This is a genomic window from Frankia sp. AgB32 (assembly GCF_023243045.1).
Taxonomy (GTDB): domain Bacteria; phylum Actinomycetota; class Actinomycetes; order Frankiales; family Frankiaceae; genus Frankia.
On sequence record NZ_JALKFX010000071.1, the window covers coordinates 1 to 16,596 of the forward strand.

Sequence of the window (16,596 nt, forward strand, 5' to 3'; positions counted from 1 at the left end):
GCTGCACGCCCTACGCCTCGCGTTCCGCGGCGCTCCCTGGATGCCACCAGCCGCCGCCCCTACCTGACGGCTGCCCCACCCGCCTCGCCGCACCGGCCACGCCCGGAGCGGCCCACAACCACGCCCACGAACCCTCACCTACAGCAAGATCACTAAACCAGGTGAATGTTTACGCTCCGGCGTGTCGCCCAGGGCCACGCCGGGCAATGTGGAGTCGTCTGCGTACCCGGATCCGGACCAATAGTGGGCGAGGAGGAGGCCGATTCTACCGCGGTGCCGTCCATTGCCCCGCGTTCCACAAGGAACTCACATGTCGTCTGGGCGTCTGCGAGGCCCACGATGACCTGCGTAGACTTTGCCGGACCCGAACCGATCCCCTTTCGGGAGAGGGAGTTCACGCCGTGTCGCTTCTGTCCACGATCAGCTGTCCCCAGGACGTCAAGCGCCTCGACCCTGAGGAGCTCGGCACCCTGGCGGCCGAGATCCGTGATTTCCTCATCCACGCCGTCGCGCGTACCGGGGGCCACCTCGGACCCAATCTCGGGGCCGTCGAGCTGACGCTGGCCATTCACCGAGTCTTTGACTCGCCGTTCGACCGCATCCTCTGGGACACCGGACACCAGTCCTACGTCCACAAGATCCTGACCGGTCGGGTCGATGAGTTCGACGGGCTGCGCCAGCGCGGGGGGCTCTCGGGCTACCCGTGCCGGGCCGAGTCCGAGCACGACATCATCGAGAACTCGCACGCGTCGACGGCCCTGTCCTACGCCGACGGGCTCTCCCGCGCCTACGCGCTGCGCGGGGAGGACCGGGCGGTCGTCGCCGTCGTCGGCGACGGCGCGCTCACCGGCGGCATGTGCTGGGAGGCCCTGAACAACATCGCGGCCGACGACCGGCAGGTCGTCGTGGTCGTCAACGACAACGGCCGGTCCTACGCGCCGACGATCGGCGGCCTCGCCGACCACCTCGCCGCGCTGCGCCTCGCGCCCGAGTACGAGCAGGTCCTCGACGTCGTCAAGCAGGTCCTCGGCCGCACGCCGCTGGTCGGCGCGCCGCTGTTCGACGCGCTGCACGGCATCAAGAAGGGGATCAAGGACGTCGTCCAGCCCCAGGGCATGTTCGAGGACCTCGGGCTGAAGTACGTCGGCCCGGTCGACGGCCACGACGTCGCCGCGGTCGAGTCGGCCCTGCGCCGCGCCCGCGACTTCGGCGGGCCGGTCATCGTCCACTGCGTCACCCGCAAGGGCTTCGGCTACCCGCCGGCCGAGCAGGACGATGCGGACAACTTCCACGGCGTTGGCGTCATCGACCCCGTCACCGGCAAGCCGGTGTCGACGTCGAAGTCCACGAGCTGGACGAACGTCTTCTCCGAGGAGATCGTCCAGATCGGCGCCGAGCGGCTCGACGTGGTCACCCTGACCGCGGCCATGCTGCAGCCGGTCGGCCTCGGCCCGTTCGCCAAGGCGTACCCGGACCGGGTGTTCGACGTCGGCATCGCCGAGCAGCACGCGGTCACCTCCGCGGCCGGCCTCGCCATGGGCGGCCTCAAGCCGGTCGTCTGCCTGTACGCCACGTTCCTCAACCGGGCGTTCGACCAGGTCCTCATGGACGTCGCGCTGCACAACCAGCCCGTGACGTTCGTGCTCGACCGGGCCGGGGTCACCGGTGAGGACGGCGCGTCGCACAACGGCATGTGGGACATGTCGTTCCTGCAGGTCGTGCCGGGGCTCGCGATCGCCGCGCCGCGCGACGCCGCGACCCTGCGCGCCGAGCTGCGGGAGGCGGTCGCCACGACCGACCACCCGACCGTGGTCCGTTTCCCCAAGGGCAAGGTCGCCGCGGACGTGCCGGCGATCGACACGGTCGGCGGCGTGGACGTGCTGTTCCGCTCGCCGGCGGTGGCGCGCCACCGCGAGGTACTGCTGGTCTCGGCCGGCGCGATGGCCGCGACCAGCCTCGAGGTGGCGCGCATGGTCGCCAGCCAGGGCATCGGCATCACCGTCGTCGACCCGCGCTGGGTCAAGCCGCTGCCGCCCGCGCTGGTCGACCTGGCCCGCGACCACGACCTCGTCGTCACCATCGAGGACAACGGCCGGGTCGGCGGCGTCGGCTCGTCGCTGGCCCAGCTGCTGCGCGACGCCGACGTGGACGTGCCGCTGCGTGACTTCGGCATCGCCCAGCGGTTCCTCGACCATGGCAAGCGTGACGAGGTCCTGACCGAGGTCGGCCTGGCCCCGCAGGACCTTGCCCGCAAGGTCGTCGAGGCGATCGCGAAGCGCCAGCCGGCACTCGAGGGCGACCCGGGCGCGGACAGCGCAGGCGCCTCGGCGGCCCGCGTCGTGCCGCGCTCCGGCGAGCAGGTCGCCGAGCAGCACTGATCACCTGCCCGGCGCGGCCGCCCTGCCGGCCGCCCTGCCGGCCGCCGCCGGGCCGTTCCACCCGCACGTCGATGTGTCCGCGCCCGCGCCGAGCCGGGTGCGGACCCGGTCCCCGGGCGGGCGGGGTCGCGCGCGAGCGTGCGCCGGCGCCGCCTAGGCTGGCCGGGTGGGTCAACACAGCTCGCCGGGCGCCCCGGCGCCGGCCTCCCCGGCACCCGCGCCGGACCAGAGCTCCGGAACGGCGCGGTCCCGCCGCCGTGGCCCGCGCTGGTGGCTCGTCCGCGGCGCACTCCTGCTGGCCCTCGGTCTGCTCGCGGTGGCCCTGGTCAGCCAGTGGCGCGACGTGCGCGACTCCTACTCGCAGCTCACCGCCGCTTCGGTCGTCGCCTCGGGCGCCGCGACCGTGCTGGCCGTCGGCACGACCGTGTTGTCCTGGCGGGCCCTGCTCGCCGGGCTCGGCGCGCGGCTGCCGCTGCGCGCGGCCGTGCGGATCTTCTTCGTCGGTCAGATCGGCAAGTACATCCCCGGCAGCGTGTGGCCCGTCCTCGCCCAGATGGAGCTGTCCCGCGACTACGGCGTGTCCCGGCCGAAGGCCGCGTCGGCGAGTCTCGTCGTGCTTGCCCTCGCCGTGCCCAGCGGCGGCCTCGCCGCCGCGGTGACGCTGCCGTTCGTGTCGGCGAAGGCGCTTGCCAGCTACTGGTGGGCGCTGGTCGCGGTGCCGGTGTTCGCCGTCCTGCTCTTCCCGCCGGTCCTCTCCCGCCTGCTGGCGTTGGCGTTCCGGCTGCTGCGCCGCCCACCGCTCGACGAGCCGCTCACACTGCGCCCGATCGCCGCCGGATCGGGCTGGCTGTTGCTCAGCTTCGCCTGGTACGGCCTGGCGACCTGGCTGCTCGTGCGCGACCTCGACCCGTCCGTCGGTGGCGCCCGGCTGGCGGCGCTGTCCGTCGGCGCCTACGCGCTCGCCTGGACCGCCGGCTTCCTCGTGCTGGTGCTGCCCGCCGGGGCGGGAGTGCGCGAAGCGGTGCTGGTACTGGCCCTGGCGCCCGCGATCGCCAGCGGGCCGGCGACCCTCGTCGCCCTGGTCGCGCGGCTGCTGGCCACCCTCGCCGACCTGGTGTGGGCGGGTATCGGCGTGGCGCTGCGCGGTCGCGGCGCACTGCCGTCCGGCGCTGCCACGGCGGGCCCGGACGCGGACGCGGCGGCAGCCCGCGTCACGCTCGCGACCGGTGACGAGTCCGCCGATCCGGAACGAGGCACCCCCGCCCACCGGTGACGTGCGGTGGCGGAAAATGCGCAGGGACGGGCATCCGGGCGATCTCGCCTGGATGCGGCGACGCCCGATCGTCAAATGTCCGATCTGATCTGCCCGAACACCGACGTTACGGGCAGGATGGGTGCGTGTTTCGAGGCGGCCGGCGAGCAGGGTCGGATGCCGAGGGGCGGGTCGCGGCGCGAGGGAGTTACATGAACGGCCGAGCCATATGAACGGGCAGGGCAGCGAGAACCCGTCCGGTCGGCAGGAGAGCGGCACCCCGGGTGTCGACCCGGCGGGCTCGACCGGCCCCCAGCCCGCCGGCTGGCCGGTCCCGGGGGCGCCGCCGGAGAGCACGACCACCACCGGCCCGGCCGGCGCGGCGGCCCGACCGGCCGCGCCCCGCGATCTCACGTTGTCTCCGCTGGCCCGGCGTCCCGTGCCGCCGGCGGCGGCCTTCCGGCCGGCGGGCCCGATCGGCGCTGGCCCGGCTGGCGGGCCGGCGGCGGGCCGCCCGGTCTGGTCGACCTCGCCACCCGGTGCGCCCGCGCCCTCGAACCCGGCTGGAGCTGGCACTGGTGCGCGGTGGCCGGCGGGCTATGGCGGCCACCCGGCGCCGCTCGCTCCCCGCCCCCGCCCCGGCGGGCATGTCGCCCCGCCCGGCTTCGGTGGACCGGCCGCGGGCTGGGGCGGACCGGGCTGGACCGGCGGCCCGCCTCCGCCGCCGCGCCGCGCCGCGACCCGCTGGCTGGTCCCGCTCGCCCTCGTACTGGCGGTGGCCGTGGGCGCGGGTGCCCTCGGAGTCGTCCTGCTCGGCCGGTCCGGCGACGGGTCGAAGAGCGCGGTGCGGTCGTATCTCACCGATGTCCGGGCGGGTCGTTACGACGCGGCGTACGGCCGGCTCTGCGACTCGGTGCGCAGCCGCCGCTCGGCCGCCGAGTACGCCGTCATCATGCGTGCCTTCGACGGAGTGCGGGGCAATGTCGCCCGGTTCTCGGTGCTCAGCGTGCAGACCGTCCATCCGACCGCGGCCCAGACGGTTCGCGAGGTCCAGGTGACCGTGCAGCGTGGCCAGACCGCGGCCAGCCAGGAGTCGTACGAGGTGGGCAAGGAGTCCGGCGGCTACTGCGTGCTCACGCCGGGCGCCCCCTTCACGGGCTCCGGCGCGGACGCCGGCTCGGGTCAGCAACAGCCCGGCCCCTTCTCGGGTGGCGGCGGTGGTGGTTCGGGTGGCACCGAGGGTGGTCTCGGCGACAGCGAGCCGGCGCGTCCCGCCTGATCCCGCCTCGGCGGACCGCCGGACGCGAGCGGCTCCCGCCGGCCCGTCCGGGCCTTGCGGGAGCCACCGACCCCGACCGGCGCCAGGACCGGTCAGGGTCGGCGAGCCGGTGCGACCAGTCGGGCTGGTCAGCCGACGGGCGACGGGCTGAGCTGGCCGGCCGCTCCGGCGGCCGGCTGGGCGGGCTCGCGGCCCACCGGCGCACCGGCGTCGGCGGAGATCCCGTCCGCGGGCTGCGTCGCATCGGCGGCCAGGCCGCTGCGGCGAGGGATGGCCAGGGCCGCGAGCAGCGCCATCACGAGGGAGATGGCGCCCAGCCACACCGCCGGCTTCGTGCCGTCGATGAACGACGCCGGCGTGTCGTAGCCGCCGCGGGCGGCGAAGACCGAGGACAGCACCGCGATCCCGAGCACACCGCCGAGCTCCCGCAGCGCGTTGTTGGCGCCGGAGGCGATGCCCTGCCAGCGGCCGGGGACGACGCCGAGCGCGACGGTCGCAATCGGCACGAAGAACAGCGCCATGCCGATTCCGGAGACGACGAACGGGCCGACGAGCGCGGTGTAGGACATGTGCGTCGACAGTACGGTGGCCATCCAGGCCAGACCCACGGCGTTCAGTGCCAGGCCGGCGATCAGCAGCGGCCGGCCACCGATCCGGTCGGAGACGGGGCCCGCGAGCGGCGCGATGAGCAGCGGCATCGCCGTCCACGGCAGGGTGCGCACCCCGGCCTCCAGCGGCGAGTAGCCGTAGACGTTCTGCAGGGACTGCGCCAGCAGGAAGATCGAGCCGAACATACCCACCGAGAACAGCAGCGCGGTGATGCTGACGGCGGCGAACCCGCGGTTGCGGAACAGGCTCATCGGCAGCATCGGCGCTCCGCCCAGGCGGGCGACCCGCAGTTCCCAGGCGACGAACGCGGCGACGCCCAGGGCGCCGAGGATCAGCGCGGCGAGCACCGGGGTGCTCGTCCAGCCGTGCCCCTCGCCGCGCACCAGGCCGAACGTGATGCCGAACAGACCGGCGCTGACCAGACCCGCGCCCACCAGGTCCAGACGGGAGGAGGGAGCCCGCGACTCGGTCAGGGCGCGCAGCCCGATCGGCAGCGCGACGAGGCCGACCGGAACGTTCACCCAGAAGATCCACTGCCAGCTCGCGCCCTCGGTCACGGCCCCGCCGATCAGTGGGCCGACGGCCACGGCGAGGCCGGTCATCGCACCCCAGATGCCCAGGGCCATGCCCCGGCGCTCCGGCGGGACGGCCGCGGCGATCAGGGTCATCGTCAGCGGCAGCACGAACGCGGCGCCGACGCCCTGCACGGCCCGGGCGGCGATGAGCATGCCGATGGACGGCGCCAGCGCCGAACCGGCACTACCGAGGGTGAACACCACGAGCCCGCCCAGGAACACCCGACGGCGCCCCAGGCGGTCACCGAGAGCCGCGCCGGTGAGCAGCAGGACCGCGAACGGCAGGGTGTAGGCGTTGACCGTCCATTCGAGGCCCTCCAGGCCGGCGCCGAGATCGGTCCGGATCTGGGGGAGCGCCGTGGTGACCACCAGGTTGTCCAGCGACACCATGAACGCGGCCAGCGACGTCACGACAAGGGTCCACAGGGTGCTGGGGCGTCGGGCCATGACCGTCCTCCTTCCATCTGGTTGTGAGTAGTCACTAGCTTGCAAGGTAGTGACTGACCACTACTAATTCGGGGGATGCGGGTGCGGCCGGGCGCGAGCTCGGCGGGATCAGCTGGTCGGGTCTGCGGGCTCCGCGTTCGGCGCGCAGAGCAGCTGCGCCCACTGCTCGCCTATCGCGGGGAGATCCATCGCGGCGATGACGTTGATCAGCATGCCGTGCGCGAAGAACTGGCTGATTTCCTCGAACGGCAGGCCGCTCACCCGCGTCACGGTCTCCCACAGTTCGCGGAAACCGCTGCGCGTCGCGGCCTGGATGTCCGGGTCGTAGCAGCTCGAGTAGGCCTGCAGCTGGGTGAGCAGGTAGGTCTGGTCGGTGAACAGTTCCCAGTAGGACAGCTTGATCGCGTCGAGCGCCGCGGAGCCGGTGAGCTCGCCGGCGGCCCGCTCGAAGTGCGTCGCCGTGCGCCGGAACGCCTGCTCGACGACGGCGATGAACAGGGCCTTCTTCGTCGGGAACAGGCGGAACAGGTAAGGCTGGGAGATGCCCGCCCGGGCCGCGATCGACTCGGTGGACGTGCCCGTGAGGCCACCGTGGGCGAACTCCTCGACCGCGGCGGCGAGCACGCTCGCCCGCCGTTGCTCGGCGCTCATCCGCGTGGTGCCGCGGTCCGTCCGGGTTGCCATGCCGAGCAAGCTAGTGGCCACTCACTACCTTGTCAAGCTCGCCGGCCGGGCCTGTTCGGACCGCCGGGCGGGCGCGCGGAAGCTGGCTGGGTCGCCGCGTGCCCTGGATACAGACGACCTCGGACTGAGGTTTGACCGTACAAGGCGGTTCGACCAGGTGTTCCTGTCGTCCTTCGCGCGGCTGGAGGAGCGGTTGGACCGGCGGTTCGGCCAGACCGGGGCCGATCTCCAGGCTGTTGCCGCCGCGGTCCGCGACCGTGTGCCGGCGGCCTGGGACAGACACCGTGAGGTCCTCGCCGGCAGCGCGGAACTCCAGACCGACATCGGGGAGTGGATCGCCCGGATGCTTCCGCGTCTGGCCTCGACCCGCTGATCAGCTGGCTGTCAGAAGGCCGAGGTCTCGGCGTGGATGTGGTGGCGGTCGAGGCCGGCGGCACGCAGGGAGCGGACGGTGGCGGCCACCATGCCGGGCGGGCCGCAGACGTAGGCGTCGTGCTCGGCCAGGTCCGGAACGAACGCGGCCAGCCGGTGGCAGGCCAGGGGATCGTCCTGCTCGCTGGTCGGCGTCGGTCCGGTCAGGTAGTGCACGACCGCGCCGCGGCGGCCGGCCAGCTCGTCGATCTCCGCGCGAAAGACGATCTGCTCGACCCGTTCGGTCCGGTAGAGCAAAGTGATCGTCGAAGCGTCGGTACCGGTGCCGGCATCAGTGCCGAGGTCCTCGAGCAGGGCGCGCAGGGGAGCGATGCCGAGACCGCCGGCGACGAGCAGCACGCGGCGGCGCCGGCGCGCCCGGGCGGTCAGCGCGCCGTACGGGCCGGACAGCAGCAGCCACCGGCCGGGCGTCAGGACGGCCAGCGCCTCGCTGTAGTCGCCGACGGTCCGGACGGTGAACCGCAGCCGGTCCGGCCCGGGGGCTTCGGACAGCGAGAACGGATGGGAATGCCACCACATCGGCCCCCGCAGCGCCCGCAGCCGGAAGTACTGCCCGGGGTGGGCGCCCACGGCGTCCAGCGCCTGCCCGGACACCAGGATCGACACCACCCCCGGTGCCTCCGGTTCGACGGCGGCGACGGCGAACTGGTGACGCAGGGTCAGCCGCGCCGGAGTGAGGACCCGGTACCAGAGGAGCGTGCCGAAGGCCCCCAGATGCAGCCCGGTCCACACCACCCGGGCCGGGCTGGCGGCCAGCTCGGGCCCGTAGAGCTCGTGGGCGAAGCTGACCACGATCGCGGGATACACGGCCAGGTGCTGCAGGTGCCACCAGCCGTAGGCCATCGTCCGGCGCAGGGCCGGTACCGAGCTGATCCCGGTGACTGCCAGCAGCGCGAGGCCGATCACCGCCAGCCACACGTACGGCAGGTCCACGCTCACGCCGATCAGTGCGGGGACGAACGGGGTCCCGATCGACGCCGCGTTCGCCTCGATGGCGAGTCCCGCGTGCGCCGCCGTCAAGGTCAGGAACGCCAGGCCGCAGCCGAGGTGGATCCGCCGGGCCGGGCGCATCGCCACGGTGTGCTCGAACCAGGGCACCCGCGCCGCCAGCACCACCTGGACGGCACCCAGGTAGCCGGCGACCAGCCCGCACAGCCGGGCCGCGCCACTCCACCAGGCACCGGGGCCCGTCGGCGGCTGATCGGACACCCGGTGGAGCCACCAGCCGGTGACGACAAGCGCGCCGAGAGCGACCAGCCCCACCACCACCGTCGGCGGACGAAGCGCCCGGACGGTCGGCATTGCCCCAAACTAACCCGCGAGCCGGACTCGGCCCGGAGCGGGATACCTCGCCCGCCGCGGCCCGGATCCGCAGGTCAGACGGGGAGGGTGGCGACCCCGGGCGCGGTGAAGCGTTCGCCGGTGACGGTCTCGCTGATACCGGAGCGGTCCAGGTACGGGGTGATGCCGCCGAGGTGGAACGGCCAGCCGGCGCCGAGGATCATGCACAGGTCGATGTCGGCGGCCTCGGCGACGACCTTCTCCGCGAGCATGAGGTGGATCTCCTCGGCGAGCGCGCGCAGCGCCGCCTCGCGCACCTCGTCCACCGTCGGTGGGGGCGGCGCGCCGTCCGGGCCGGTGGCGACGGCCAGCGCGGCGGCGGCGGCGGGGTCGACGGTCTCGTTGCCGTCCGGGCCGGTCGTGTAGACGCCGCCGCGGCCCGCGGCGACGAGGCGGGCCAGGCCCGCGGGCTCGCGGAAGCGGTCGGGGTAGGCGGCGTGCAGGGTCTCGGCCACGTGCAGCGCCACCGGCGGCCCGACCAGCGCGAGCAGGACCAGCGGCGACATCGGTAGGCCCAGCGGGTCGAGGGCGTGGTCGACCTGCTCCACCGGGGTGCCCCGCTCGGCCGCGGTGAGCACCTCGCCGAGGAACCGGGTGAGCAGCCGGTTCACCACGAACGCCGGCCGGTCGGCGACCAGCACCGCGTTCTTCTTCAGGCTCTTCGCCACGGCCAGTGCCGTGGCCACGGTCGCGTCGTCGGTGCGCTCGGCGCGGACGACCTCGACGAGCGGCAGGACGGCCACCGGGTTGAAGAAGTGCAGCCCGGCGACCCGCTCCGGATGCTCGAGACCGGCCGCCATCGCGCTCACCGAAAGCGCCGAGGTGTTCGTCAGCAGCACCGCCGTCGGCGCCACGACCGCCTCCAGCTCGGCGAACACCTTCTGCTTGATCGCCAGATCCTCGAACACGGCCTCGATGACGAGGTCGGCGTCGGCGAAGGTGTCCTTGCTCAGCGAGCCCGTGACGTTCGCCTTGTAACGGTTCGCCTGGTCGGGGGAGATCCGCCGGCGGCCGAGCAGGTTGTCGATCTCGCGGTGCACCGCCGCGACCCCGGCGTCGAGCCGGTCGGCGTCGAGGTCGGTCAGCACGACCGGCACCTCCAGCCGGTGGGCGAACACCAGGGCCAGCTGCGCGGCCATCAGGCCCGCGCCGACGACGCCGACCTTCGTCACCGGTCGGGCCAGCGCCGGATCCGGGCCGCCGACGGGGCGGCGCGCCCGCTTCTGCACCAGGTCGAACGCGTACAGGCTGGCGGCGAGCTCGCCGCTGACCGACAGGTCGGCGAGTGCCTGCGTCTCGGCCTCGAAGCCGTCGGCGCGGTCGGCGGTCTCGGCGAGCGCGAGCAGGTCGAGCGCGCGGTAGGCGGCCGGCGCCGCGCCGCGCACCTTGCTGTCGGCCAGCGCATGCCCGGCGGCGATCGCGTCGGCCCACGCCCGGCCGCGTTCGACCGGCTCGCGGTCGGCGGCGGGGTCGACCTCGCCGCGCAGCACCCGCCCGACCCAGGCCAGCGCCTCCTCCAGGAAGTCGGCCGGCTCCAGCAGGACGTCCCCGAGTCCCAGCTCGAATGCCTTCGTTCCGGACAGGACGCGGTTCTGGCTCAGCGCGTTGTCGAGGATCACCCGGATCGCCCGCTCGGGCCCGATCAGCTTCGGCAGCAGCTGGGTGCCACCCCAGGCCGGCACCAGGCCGAGGAACACCTCGGGCAGCGCCAGCGCCGGGATGCCGCTGGAGAGCGCCCGGTGGTCACAGTGCAGCGCCAGCTCCAGGCCGCCACCCAACGCCGCGCCGTTGACCAGGGCGAACGTGGGGACCTTGCGGTCGCCGAGGCGGCCCGAGCCCAGCCGGACGAACGCGTCGTGGCCGAGCCGGCCCAGCGCCTCCATCATCGGGCGGAGCTGGTCCACGTCGGTGACCGACGTCCGGAAGGTCAGGTCCGCACCCACGCTGAAGATGAACGGCTTGCCGGTCACGGCGATCGCGGCGACCGGCGGCTCGTGCGCCTCGATCTCGTCCGCAGCGGCGAGCAGCGCGCGCAGCCCGGCGGGTCCGAACGTGTTCGGCCGGGTGTGGTCGTGGCCGTTGTCGAGGGTGACGAGGGCGACCGGACCGGTCACCCCGGGCAGGGTCACGTAGCGGACGGGGGCCGCCGTGACGACCTCGTCCGGCAGCTCCAGGGTGACCTCGTCGTCGCTCATGGGCGCCCCTCCGGGCTCTGGGGAAGTCGGGATCTCGCGAAGTGTCACGGCCGGCGGTCCGGTCAGCTCGCCGACGCGCCGTCGGCGCGACCCGCCGCGGCGTGCTGGGGGTTCTCCCAGATCGTCGTCGCACCCATGCCGAGCCCGACGCACATCGCGGTCAGCCCGTAGCGCACCTCGGGATGCTCGGCGAACTGGCGGGCGAGCTGGGTCATCAGCCGCACGCCGCTGGAGGCCAGGGGGTGGCCGAGCGCGATCGCCCCGCCGTAGGGGTTGACCCGCGGGTCGTCGTCGGCGATGCCGAAGTGGTCGAGGAAGGCGAGCACCTGCACGGCGAACGCCTCGTTGAGCTCGAACAGGCCGATGTCGTCGATGGACAGGCCGGTGCGGGCCAGTGCCCGTTCGGTCGACGGAATCGGGCCGACCCCCATCACCTCGGGATCCACCCCGGCGAAACCGAACCCGACCAGCGTCATCTTCGCCGGCAGCCCCAGTTCGGCCGCGACGTCGGCGGCGGCGAGCAGGCAGCCGGTCGCGCCGTCGTTGATCCCGGCGGAGTTGCCCGCGGTGACCCGGCCGTGCGGGCGGAACGGGGTGCGCAACCCGGCGAGTCCCTCGAGGGTCGTCGAGGGCCGCGGCGGCTCGTCGACGCTGACGAGGTCCCAGCCCGACTCGACGTGCCGGGCGGCCATCGGGACCAGATCCGGCTGGATCTGCCCGTTCGCGTACGCCTTCGCGACCTTCTCCTGGGACGACAGCGCGTACGCGTCCGCCCGCGCCCGGGTGATCGCCGGGAAGCGGTCGTGCAGGTTCTCCGCCGTGGACCCCATGACCAGCGCGGACGGGTCGACCAGCCGCTCGGAGACGAAACGCGGGTTGATGTCGGCGCCTTCGCCCATCGGATGGCGGCCCATGTGCTCCACCCCGCCGGCGACGGCCACGTCGTAGGCACCGACGGCGATCGAGGACGCCGCCGTGGTGACCGCGGTGACGGCGCCGGCGCACATCCGGTCGACGGAGTAACCCGGGACCGACCGGGGCAGCCCGGCGAGGATGCCGGCCGCCCGGCCGATGGTCAGCCCCTGGTCGCCGATCTGGGTGGTGGCCGCGATCGCCACCTCGTCGACGCGCTCGGGCGGCAGCGCCGGATTGCGCCGCAGCAGCTCCCGGATCACACGGACGATCAGGTCGTCGGCCCTCGTCTCGGCGTAGACGCCCTTCGCCTTTCCGAACGGTGTACGGACGCCGTCGACGAAGACGACGTCGCGGACCTGGCCGCGGGCTGAACCGAACACGGTGGCCTCCCCGCCGGCGATCGCGTGGCGCCGGCTGCTCCGTTCTGGGCTGCCGATCGGCCGGGCAGGCGTCCACCACGGGTCACCGCCACCGGTCGGCACCGGCGCGGACACCGCCGGTCCCGCGAGCCTACGACAATAGTTACCGGCCGGTAAGTCGCTCGTCCGCTATGCCCCGGTCTCCGGTGTCGCGGACTCACGACCGGAAGGGTCGCGGGCCGCGGCGGCGCGGCCACTCGGAGCGGACGGGGCCGCCGGGTCGGCCACTGTCCCGCCACCGGCCATCCCGCCACCCGCCATCCCGCCGCCCGCCGCGACGGTGTCGCCGCGTGAGGTCGTCGCCGGCGCGGTCCGCGGCGTCGCGGCGCGGGAGCCACGCCCGCTGCCGCGACCACCCCGACCGCCACGCGCGCGGGCTCGATCCGTGCCGGTGCCGGCCGCGCCGGTACGCGCCGACGCCCGCCCGCCCGGCCGGCCCGGCGGCAGCGTGCCCGCCTCGTTCTCGGCGTCGATCGGCGGATCGACCAGCGCACCGGCCACCGCCGTACAGGTCAGCTCCCGCTGCCACGGCCGCGCGCCACCGGCCCGCAGCGCCTCGTCCACCGTCAGCGTGGTCAGCTCGTCCGGCGGCGACCAGGAGACCCGCCGGGCGAGCACCGGTTCGAGGAGGTTCTCCACCGGCATGGTGTGCTCCTCGGCGATCGTCGAGAGCGCCGCGCGCACCCGGGCCAGCCGGGCGGCGGCCACCGGGTCGCGTTCGGCCCACCGGTTGGCCGGCGGCAGGCCGTCGCCGCTCGGGCCGGCCGCGGCGGGCAGCTCGTCCTCGGCGAGCGCCGCGGCGCCGCGCAGCGCGTCCAGCCAGGTGTGCGCGGTGCGGCGGATCCGCGGCCCGGAGAAGACCGGTAGGCGGATCAGCGCCGCGGCGTCCACCGGTGCGTTGAGGACCGCGTCCATGATCGCGCTGTCCGGGAGGACCCGGCCGGGGGCGACGTCCCGGGTGCGGGCGAGCCGGTCACGAGCGGTCCACATGGCCCGCACGGCGGCGAGCTGACGGCGGGTGCGGGCCCGGTGGATCCCGCTGGTGCGCCGCCACGGCTCGGCCCGCGGCTCGCGCGGGGGTGCCGCCACGATCGCGGCGAACTCCTGCCGGGCAAACTCGATCTTGTCCTGCTCCACGAGCTCCGCCTCCAGCGCGTCGCGCAGCTCGACGAGGAGTTCCACGTCGAGTGCGGCGTAACGCAGCCAGGGCTCGGGCAGCGGCCGGGTCGACCAGTCGGCGGCCGAGTGGCCCTTCTCCAGCCCGTAGCCGAGCACCCGCTCGACCATCATGCCGAGACCCACCCGTTCGTAGCCGAGCAGCCGCCCGGCGAGCTCGGTGTCGAACAACTGGATCGGCCGCAGGCCCAGCTCGGCGAGACAGGGCAGGTCCTGGTTGGCGGCGTGCAGCACCCACTCGACGTCCCCGACGGCGTCCTGGACGACGCGGAGGTCACCCAGCGCGATCGGGTCGAGCAGCAGGGACCCCGCGCCGCGGCGGCGGATCTGCACCAGGTACGCGCGTTGGCTGTACCGATAGCCGGAGGCGCGCTCGGCGTCGAAGGCGACCGGGCCGGTTCCCGCGGCGAGACGCCGCGCCGCCGCCGCGAGCTCCGCGGGGTCGACGATCACGGGTGGGACGCCGTCCACGGGAGCGAGCAGCGGGATGGGCTCGCGAGCGCTGGTCTCCGGTTCTCCCTCCACCTTGGCGCTTACACCCCCGCTGACCTGCTCTGATGGTTCTGGAACCGTCGACGTCACGATCGGCGATCGTACGTCTGATTCCCCGCGGGGGCAGCCGCACCGTTCGGCGGATCAGGACAATTATACGCATGGTGATACCACTGCCTGGTACAGTGGCCAGATCATTCAGGGGTGAAGTGCACCCCCGCCTGCGGGAATGGGGCACGGCTGGGCGCGTCCGGCCGTCCGGGCCGGTTCCGCCCCGCCTCAGGCGCGGCGCTGCGGCAGTGGGAGGACCCCGGACAACGCCGGCGGCAGGCCCGCCATCGCGGCGAGCAGGTCACCGAAGGCGTGTAGATGAGCGGTGGCCGCGGCGGAGGTCCAGGACGGGTGCGCATGGCGCGCCGCGGTGGCCCGCTCGCCGTCCGCCGTCGAGGACTCGGGGTCCGACGCGGTCTGCGCCCAGTCGGGTGACCAGGAGCAGCGCAGCTCGACGTCCTGGGTGTCGCCCTCGGCCCGCAGGACGCCGAAGCGCCGCGACGAGGTCGTCGTGACCGTGCCGCCCAGGGCGCGCACTCTCGCGCCATGCCCGTCCAGGGCCTCCCGCAGCCACGACCAGGCAACCTCGGCCAACAGCGGGTCCGCGGCGATCTCCGGGTCGACGCTCGCTCGCGCGTAGCAGACGATGCGGGTGGTGCCCTGCCAGGCGGGCTGGCCGTCCGGGTCCATCAGCACGATGAGCCGGCCGGCCGCGGAGTCCGCGTCTCCGGCCACGCCGCCGGCGAGGGCGAAGGCGAAGGGCGCGAGCCGACCCGGCGCGGCCACCTCGTGCACGATGATCTCCGGGCGCAGCCGGGAGGCGCTGGCGCGCAGGGCGTCCGTGACGGCCAGGAAGATCGCGGGGGTCGCCTCGAACGACGGTGCGGCCTCCATGAGGGCAACGTTAGGGCGTCGACCTTGATCGCGCTGTGTGGACGCCGGAGCGTGCACCTTCGACCCCGTTGCGTGCGGTCGGGGACCGAGGAGGCGGTGCGCGCCGCGATGGCCCGACGCGTCCCGAAGGGCGGGAGCCTCCCCGGCCAGCGCCGTGGCATCGGTGGGCTCACCGAACTCGCCGGGCCGGCCGGTCGAGGGGCCGTAGTCCGGCCGGGAGGCGGAGCTGTGCAGGCTCACGCGGGAATCCGGGCGGCGCCCCGTTCGCGGCCCTCGCGGCCGTGTGGGACCTGCGCCGCGGCACTCTTCCCGGCGGGCCGGGCTCGCCCCGCGCTCCGGCCCGGCGCTGCCGGGCCGACCAGCCCCGCCGGGCCGATCAGCACCGCCGCGCCGCACTCGGTGCACGCCCACTCCGGGCAGTCCGCGCCGTGACCGTCAGCGCACGGCGGCTGGGTGAACCGCCGCTCGTCGCCGCAGCCAGCGCAGGCGAACACGATGTGATCGTCGAGATCCACCCGGACCAGCTCCACTGGAACACCACTCCCCGCGCACGTCGACCCGTGCCTGCGTCCCGCCGGACGCGATGGGCGCAGCACGGCATGACGCCCCATCACGGCGGCCGGCCGACGAGGGAGCGCGGGACAACGCGCACCCTCTGCCCTCATTCCGACCGGACTGACGGTGCCATGGCCGGAGCGGATGTCCGCGCATTCCCTCCGGCGTGTCGCGTGAGCCCCTCTCGATGGGGTTGTGTGGCGGAGATCCCTGCTCGGGCGGTTCGGCCGGTTCGCCCCCGAGGGCTCTACGGCCGTGTCGCTCCGCGGCTGCGGCTGCGGCTCAGCGGGTCCGGGCGGCCGGTTCGGTCGCCGGGGGAGCGGTGGTCGGGGTGGCGGCGGGCGCCGGGCCGCGCAGCCAGTGCCGCTCGACGAAGAACGGTGCCACCGGCAGGACCGACGCGACGAGCGCCAGGATCGTGCGCCGCCGCGGCCAGCGCTCGGTGAAGGCCAGGTAGCCGACCAGCGCGCAGTAGGCGAGGAAGAGCACGCCGTGGATCGGGCCGAGCACGCGGACGCCCTGTGGGTGGTCGGCGCCGTACTTGATGCCGGTGGCCACGAGCAGCAGCAGGAACGAGGTCGCCTCGGCGAGGGAGACGGCGCGGGCCGCCGCCCGGATCCGGGGGTCGCCGTGCGGGGTCTGGCTGGTCATCGATGACCTCCGTCGTCGGGTGCGTCCAGCGGTGCCGTCCGGGCGGCTCCGGACGTTCTGGCCGGCCGCCTACCTGGGTGGACAGCGGCGTTCGTCACATCGGGCCGGACGGTGGGCGCCCGGCCCGCCCGCCGCCGCCCCGCGGGGGGGGGGCGGGGGGGGGGGCGGGGCCCCCCGACCGCGGTCACCCGGGGTACCACGATCTCCTTCAGGACCTCGCAGCAGGTCGGCAAGGTGCGGCTGATCCGGCC

Annotated in this window: 13 protein-coding genes; 4 read left to right on the top strand and 9 right to left on the bottom strand. The window is 74.3% G+C overall.

The window, feature by feature from the left end:
* Window positions 1–401 precede the first annotated feature (401 nt).
* The 3 genes from dxs to MXD60_RS18445 all read left to right on the top strand — a co-directional run bounded on the left by dxs (window position 402) and on the right by MXD60_RS18445 (window position 4,909).
* Entirely contained in the window at window positions 402–2,378 is a 1,977-nt protein-coding gene (gene dxs, locus MXD60_RS18435) for a 1-deoxy-D-xylulose-5-phosphate synthase (RefSeq protein WP_248820558.1), read from the top strand.
* A 166-nt stretch (window positions 2,379–2,544) separates the two neighbouring features.
* Window positions 2,545–3,651 carry a lysylphosphatidylglycerol synthase transmembrane domain-containing protein gene (locus MXD60_RS18440; protein ID WP_248820559.1) on the top strand — a complete coding sequence of 369 codons (1,107 nt, stop codon included), beginning with the start codon at window positions 2,545–2,547 and terminating at the stop codon, window positions 3,649–3,651.
* 208 nt (window positions 3,652–3,859) lie between these two features.
* Window positions 3,860–4,909 carry a hypothetical protein gene (locus tag MXD60_RS18445; protein ID WP_248820560.1) on the top strand — a complete coding sequence of 350 codons (1,050 nt, stop codon included), beginning with the start codon at window positions 3,860–3,862 and terminating at the stop codon, window positions 4,907–4,909.
* 128 nt (window positions 4,910–5,037) lie between these two features.
* Here MXD60_RS18445 and MXD60_RS18450 read toward each other — a convergent pair whose 3' ends face one another.
* Both MXD60_RS18450 and MXD60_RS18455 read right to left on the bottom strand, forming a co-directional pair.
* A complete protein-coding gene (locus MXD60_RS18450; protein ID WP_248820561.1) occupies window positions 5,038–6,540 on the bottom strand; it encodes a DHA2 family efflux MFS transporter permease subunit in 1,503 nt (500 codons plus the stop codon).
* 108 nt (window positions 6,541–6,648) lie between these two features.
* The gene (locus tag MXD60_RS18455) at window positions 6,649–7,245 is read right to left on the bottom strand and encodes a TetR/AcrR family transcriptional regulator (protein ID WP_248820562.1); all 597 of its coding nucleotides are present in this window, start codon (window positions 7,243–7,245) and stop codon (window positions 6,649–6,651) included.
* A 136-nt stretch (window positions 7,246–7,381) separates the two neighbouring features.
* On the opposite strand from MXD60_RS18455, the gene MXD60_RS18460 reads away from it, so the two are divergent.
* On the top strand, window positions 7,382–7,597 hold the full coding sequence (locus MXD60_RS18460) for a hypothetical protein (RefSeq protein ID WP_248820563.1): 216 nt from the start codon (window positions 7,382–7,384) through the stop codon (window positions 7,595–7,597).
* Window positions 7,598–7,608: 11 nt separating this feature from the next.
* On the opposite strand, the gene MXD60_RS18465 is transcribed toward MXD60_RS18460, so the two are convergent.
* From MXD60_RS18465 to MXD60_RS18495, 7 genes are all read right to left on the bottom strand, one after another.
* Window positions 7,609–8,958, bottom strand: coding sequence for a ferredoxin reductase family protein (locus tag MXD60_RS18465; RefSeq protein ID WP_248820564.1), 1,350 nt, complete (start codon window positions 8,956–8,958; stop codon window positions 7,609–7,611).
* A gap of 74 nt (window positions 8,959–9,032) precedes the next feature.
* Window positions 9,033–11,192: a 3-hydroxyacyl-CoA dehydrogenase NAD-binding domain-containing protein gene (locus tag MXD60_RS18470; RefSeq protein ID WP_248820565.1), complete on the bottom strand. Its 2,160-nt coding sequence runs from the start codon at window positions 11,190–11,192 to the stop codon at window positions 9,033–9,035.
* A 62-nt stretch (window positions 11,193–11,254) separates the two neighbouring features.
* Window positions 11,255–12,487 carry a thiolase family protein gene (locus MXD60_RS18475; protein WP_248820566.1) on the bottom strand — a complete coding sequence of 411 codons (1,233 nt, stop codon included), beginning with the start codon at window positions 12,485–12,487 and terminating at the stop codon, window positions 11,255–11,257.
* A gap of 168 nt (window positions 12,488–12,655) precedes the next feature.
* Window positions 12,656–14,284, bottom strand: a complete 1,629-nt coding sequence (locus MXD60_RS18480) for an HRDC domain-containing protein (RefSeq protein WP_248820567.1) — start codon at window positions 14,282–14,284, stop codon at window positions 12,656–12,658.
* A 189-nt stretch (window positions 14,285–14,473) separates the two neighbouring features.
* Entirely contained in the window at window positions 14,474–15,139 is a 666-nt protein-coding gene (locus MXD60_RS18485) for a DUF3000 domain-containing protein (RefSeq protein ID WP_248820568.1), read from the bottom strand.
* Between the two features lie 236 nt (window positions 15,140–15,375).
* Complete coding sequence (locus tag MXD60_RS18490; protein ID WP_248820569.1) at window positions 15,376–15,669, bottom strand: hypothetical protein; 294 nt, start codon at window positions 15,667–15,669, stop codon at window positions 15,376–15,378.
* A gap of 307 nt (window positions 15,670–15,976) precedes the next feature.
* On the bottom strand, window positions 15,977–16,345 hold the full coding sequence (locus tag MXD60_RS18495; protein WP_248820570.1) for a DUF3817 domain-containing protein: 369 nt from the start codon (window positions 16,343–16,345) through the stop codon (window positions 15,977–15,979).
* Window positions 16,346–16,596 lie beyond the last annotated feature (251 nt).

Bases quoted from the DNA above. Each gene is read 5' to 3' on its own strand.
- MXD60_RS18495 (WP_248820570.1), bottom strand. From the start codon at position 16,345: ATGACCAGCCAGACCCCGCACGGCGACCCCCGGATCCGGGCGGCGGCC.
- MXD60_RS18450 (WP_248820561.1), bottom strand. From the start codon at position 6,540: ATGGCCCGACGCCCCAGCACCCTGTGGACCCTTGTCGTGACGTCGCTG.
- MXD60_RS18445 (WP_248820560.1), top strand. From the start codon at position 3,860: ATGAACGGGCAGGGCAGCGAGAACCCGTCCGGTCGGCAGGAGAGCGGC.
- MXD60_RS18470 (WP_248820565.1), bottom strand. From the start codon at position 11,192: ATGAGCGACGACGAGGTCACCCTGGAGCTGCCGGACGAGGTCGTCACG.
- MXD60_RS18465 (WP_248820564.1), bottom strand. From the start codon at position 8,958: ATGCCGACCGTCCGGGCGCTTCGTCCGCCGACGGTGGTGGTGGGGCTG.
- MXD60_RS18485 (WP_248820568.1), bottom strand. From the start codon at position 15,139: ATGGAGGCCGCACCGTCGTTCGAGGCGACCCCCGCGATCTTCCTGGCC.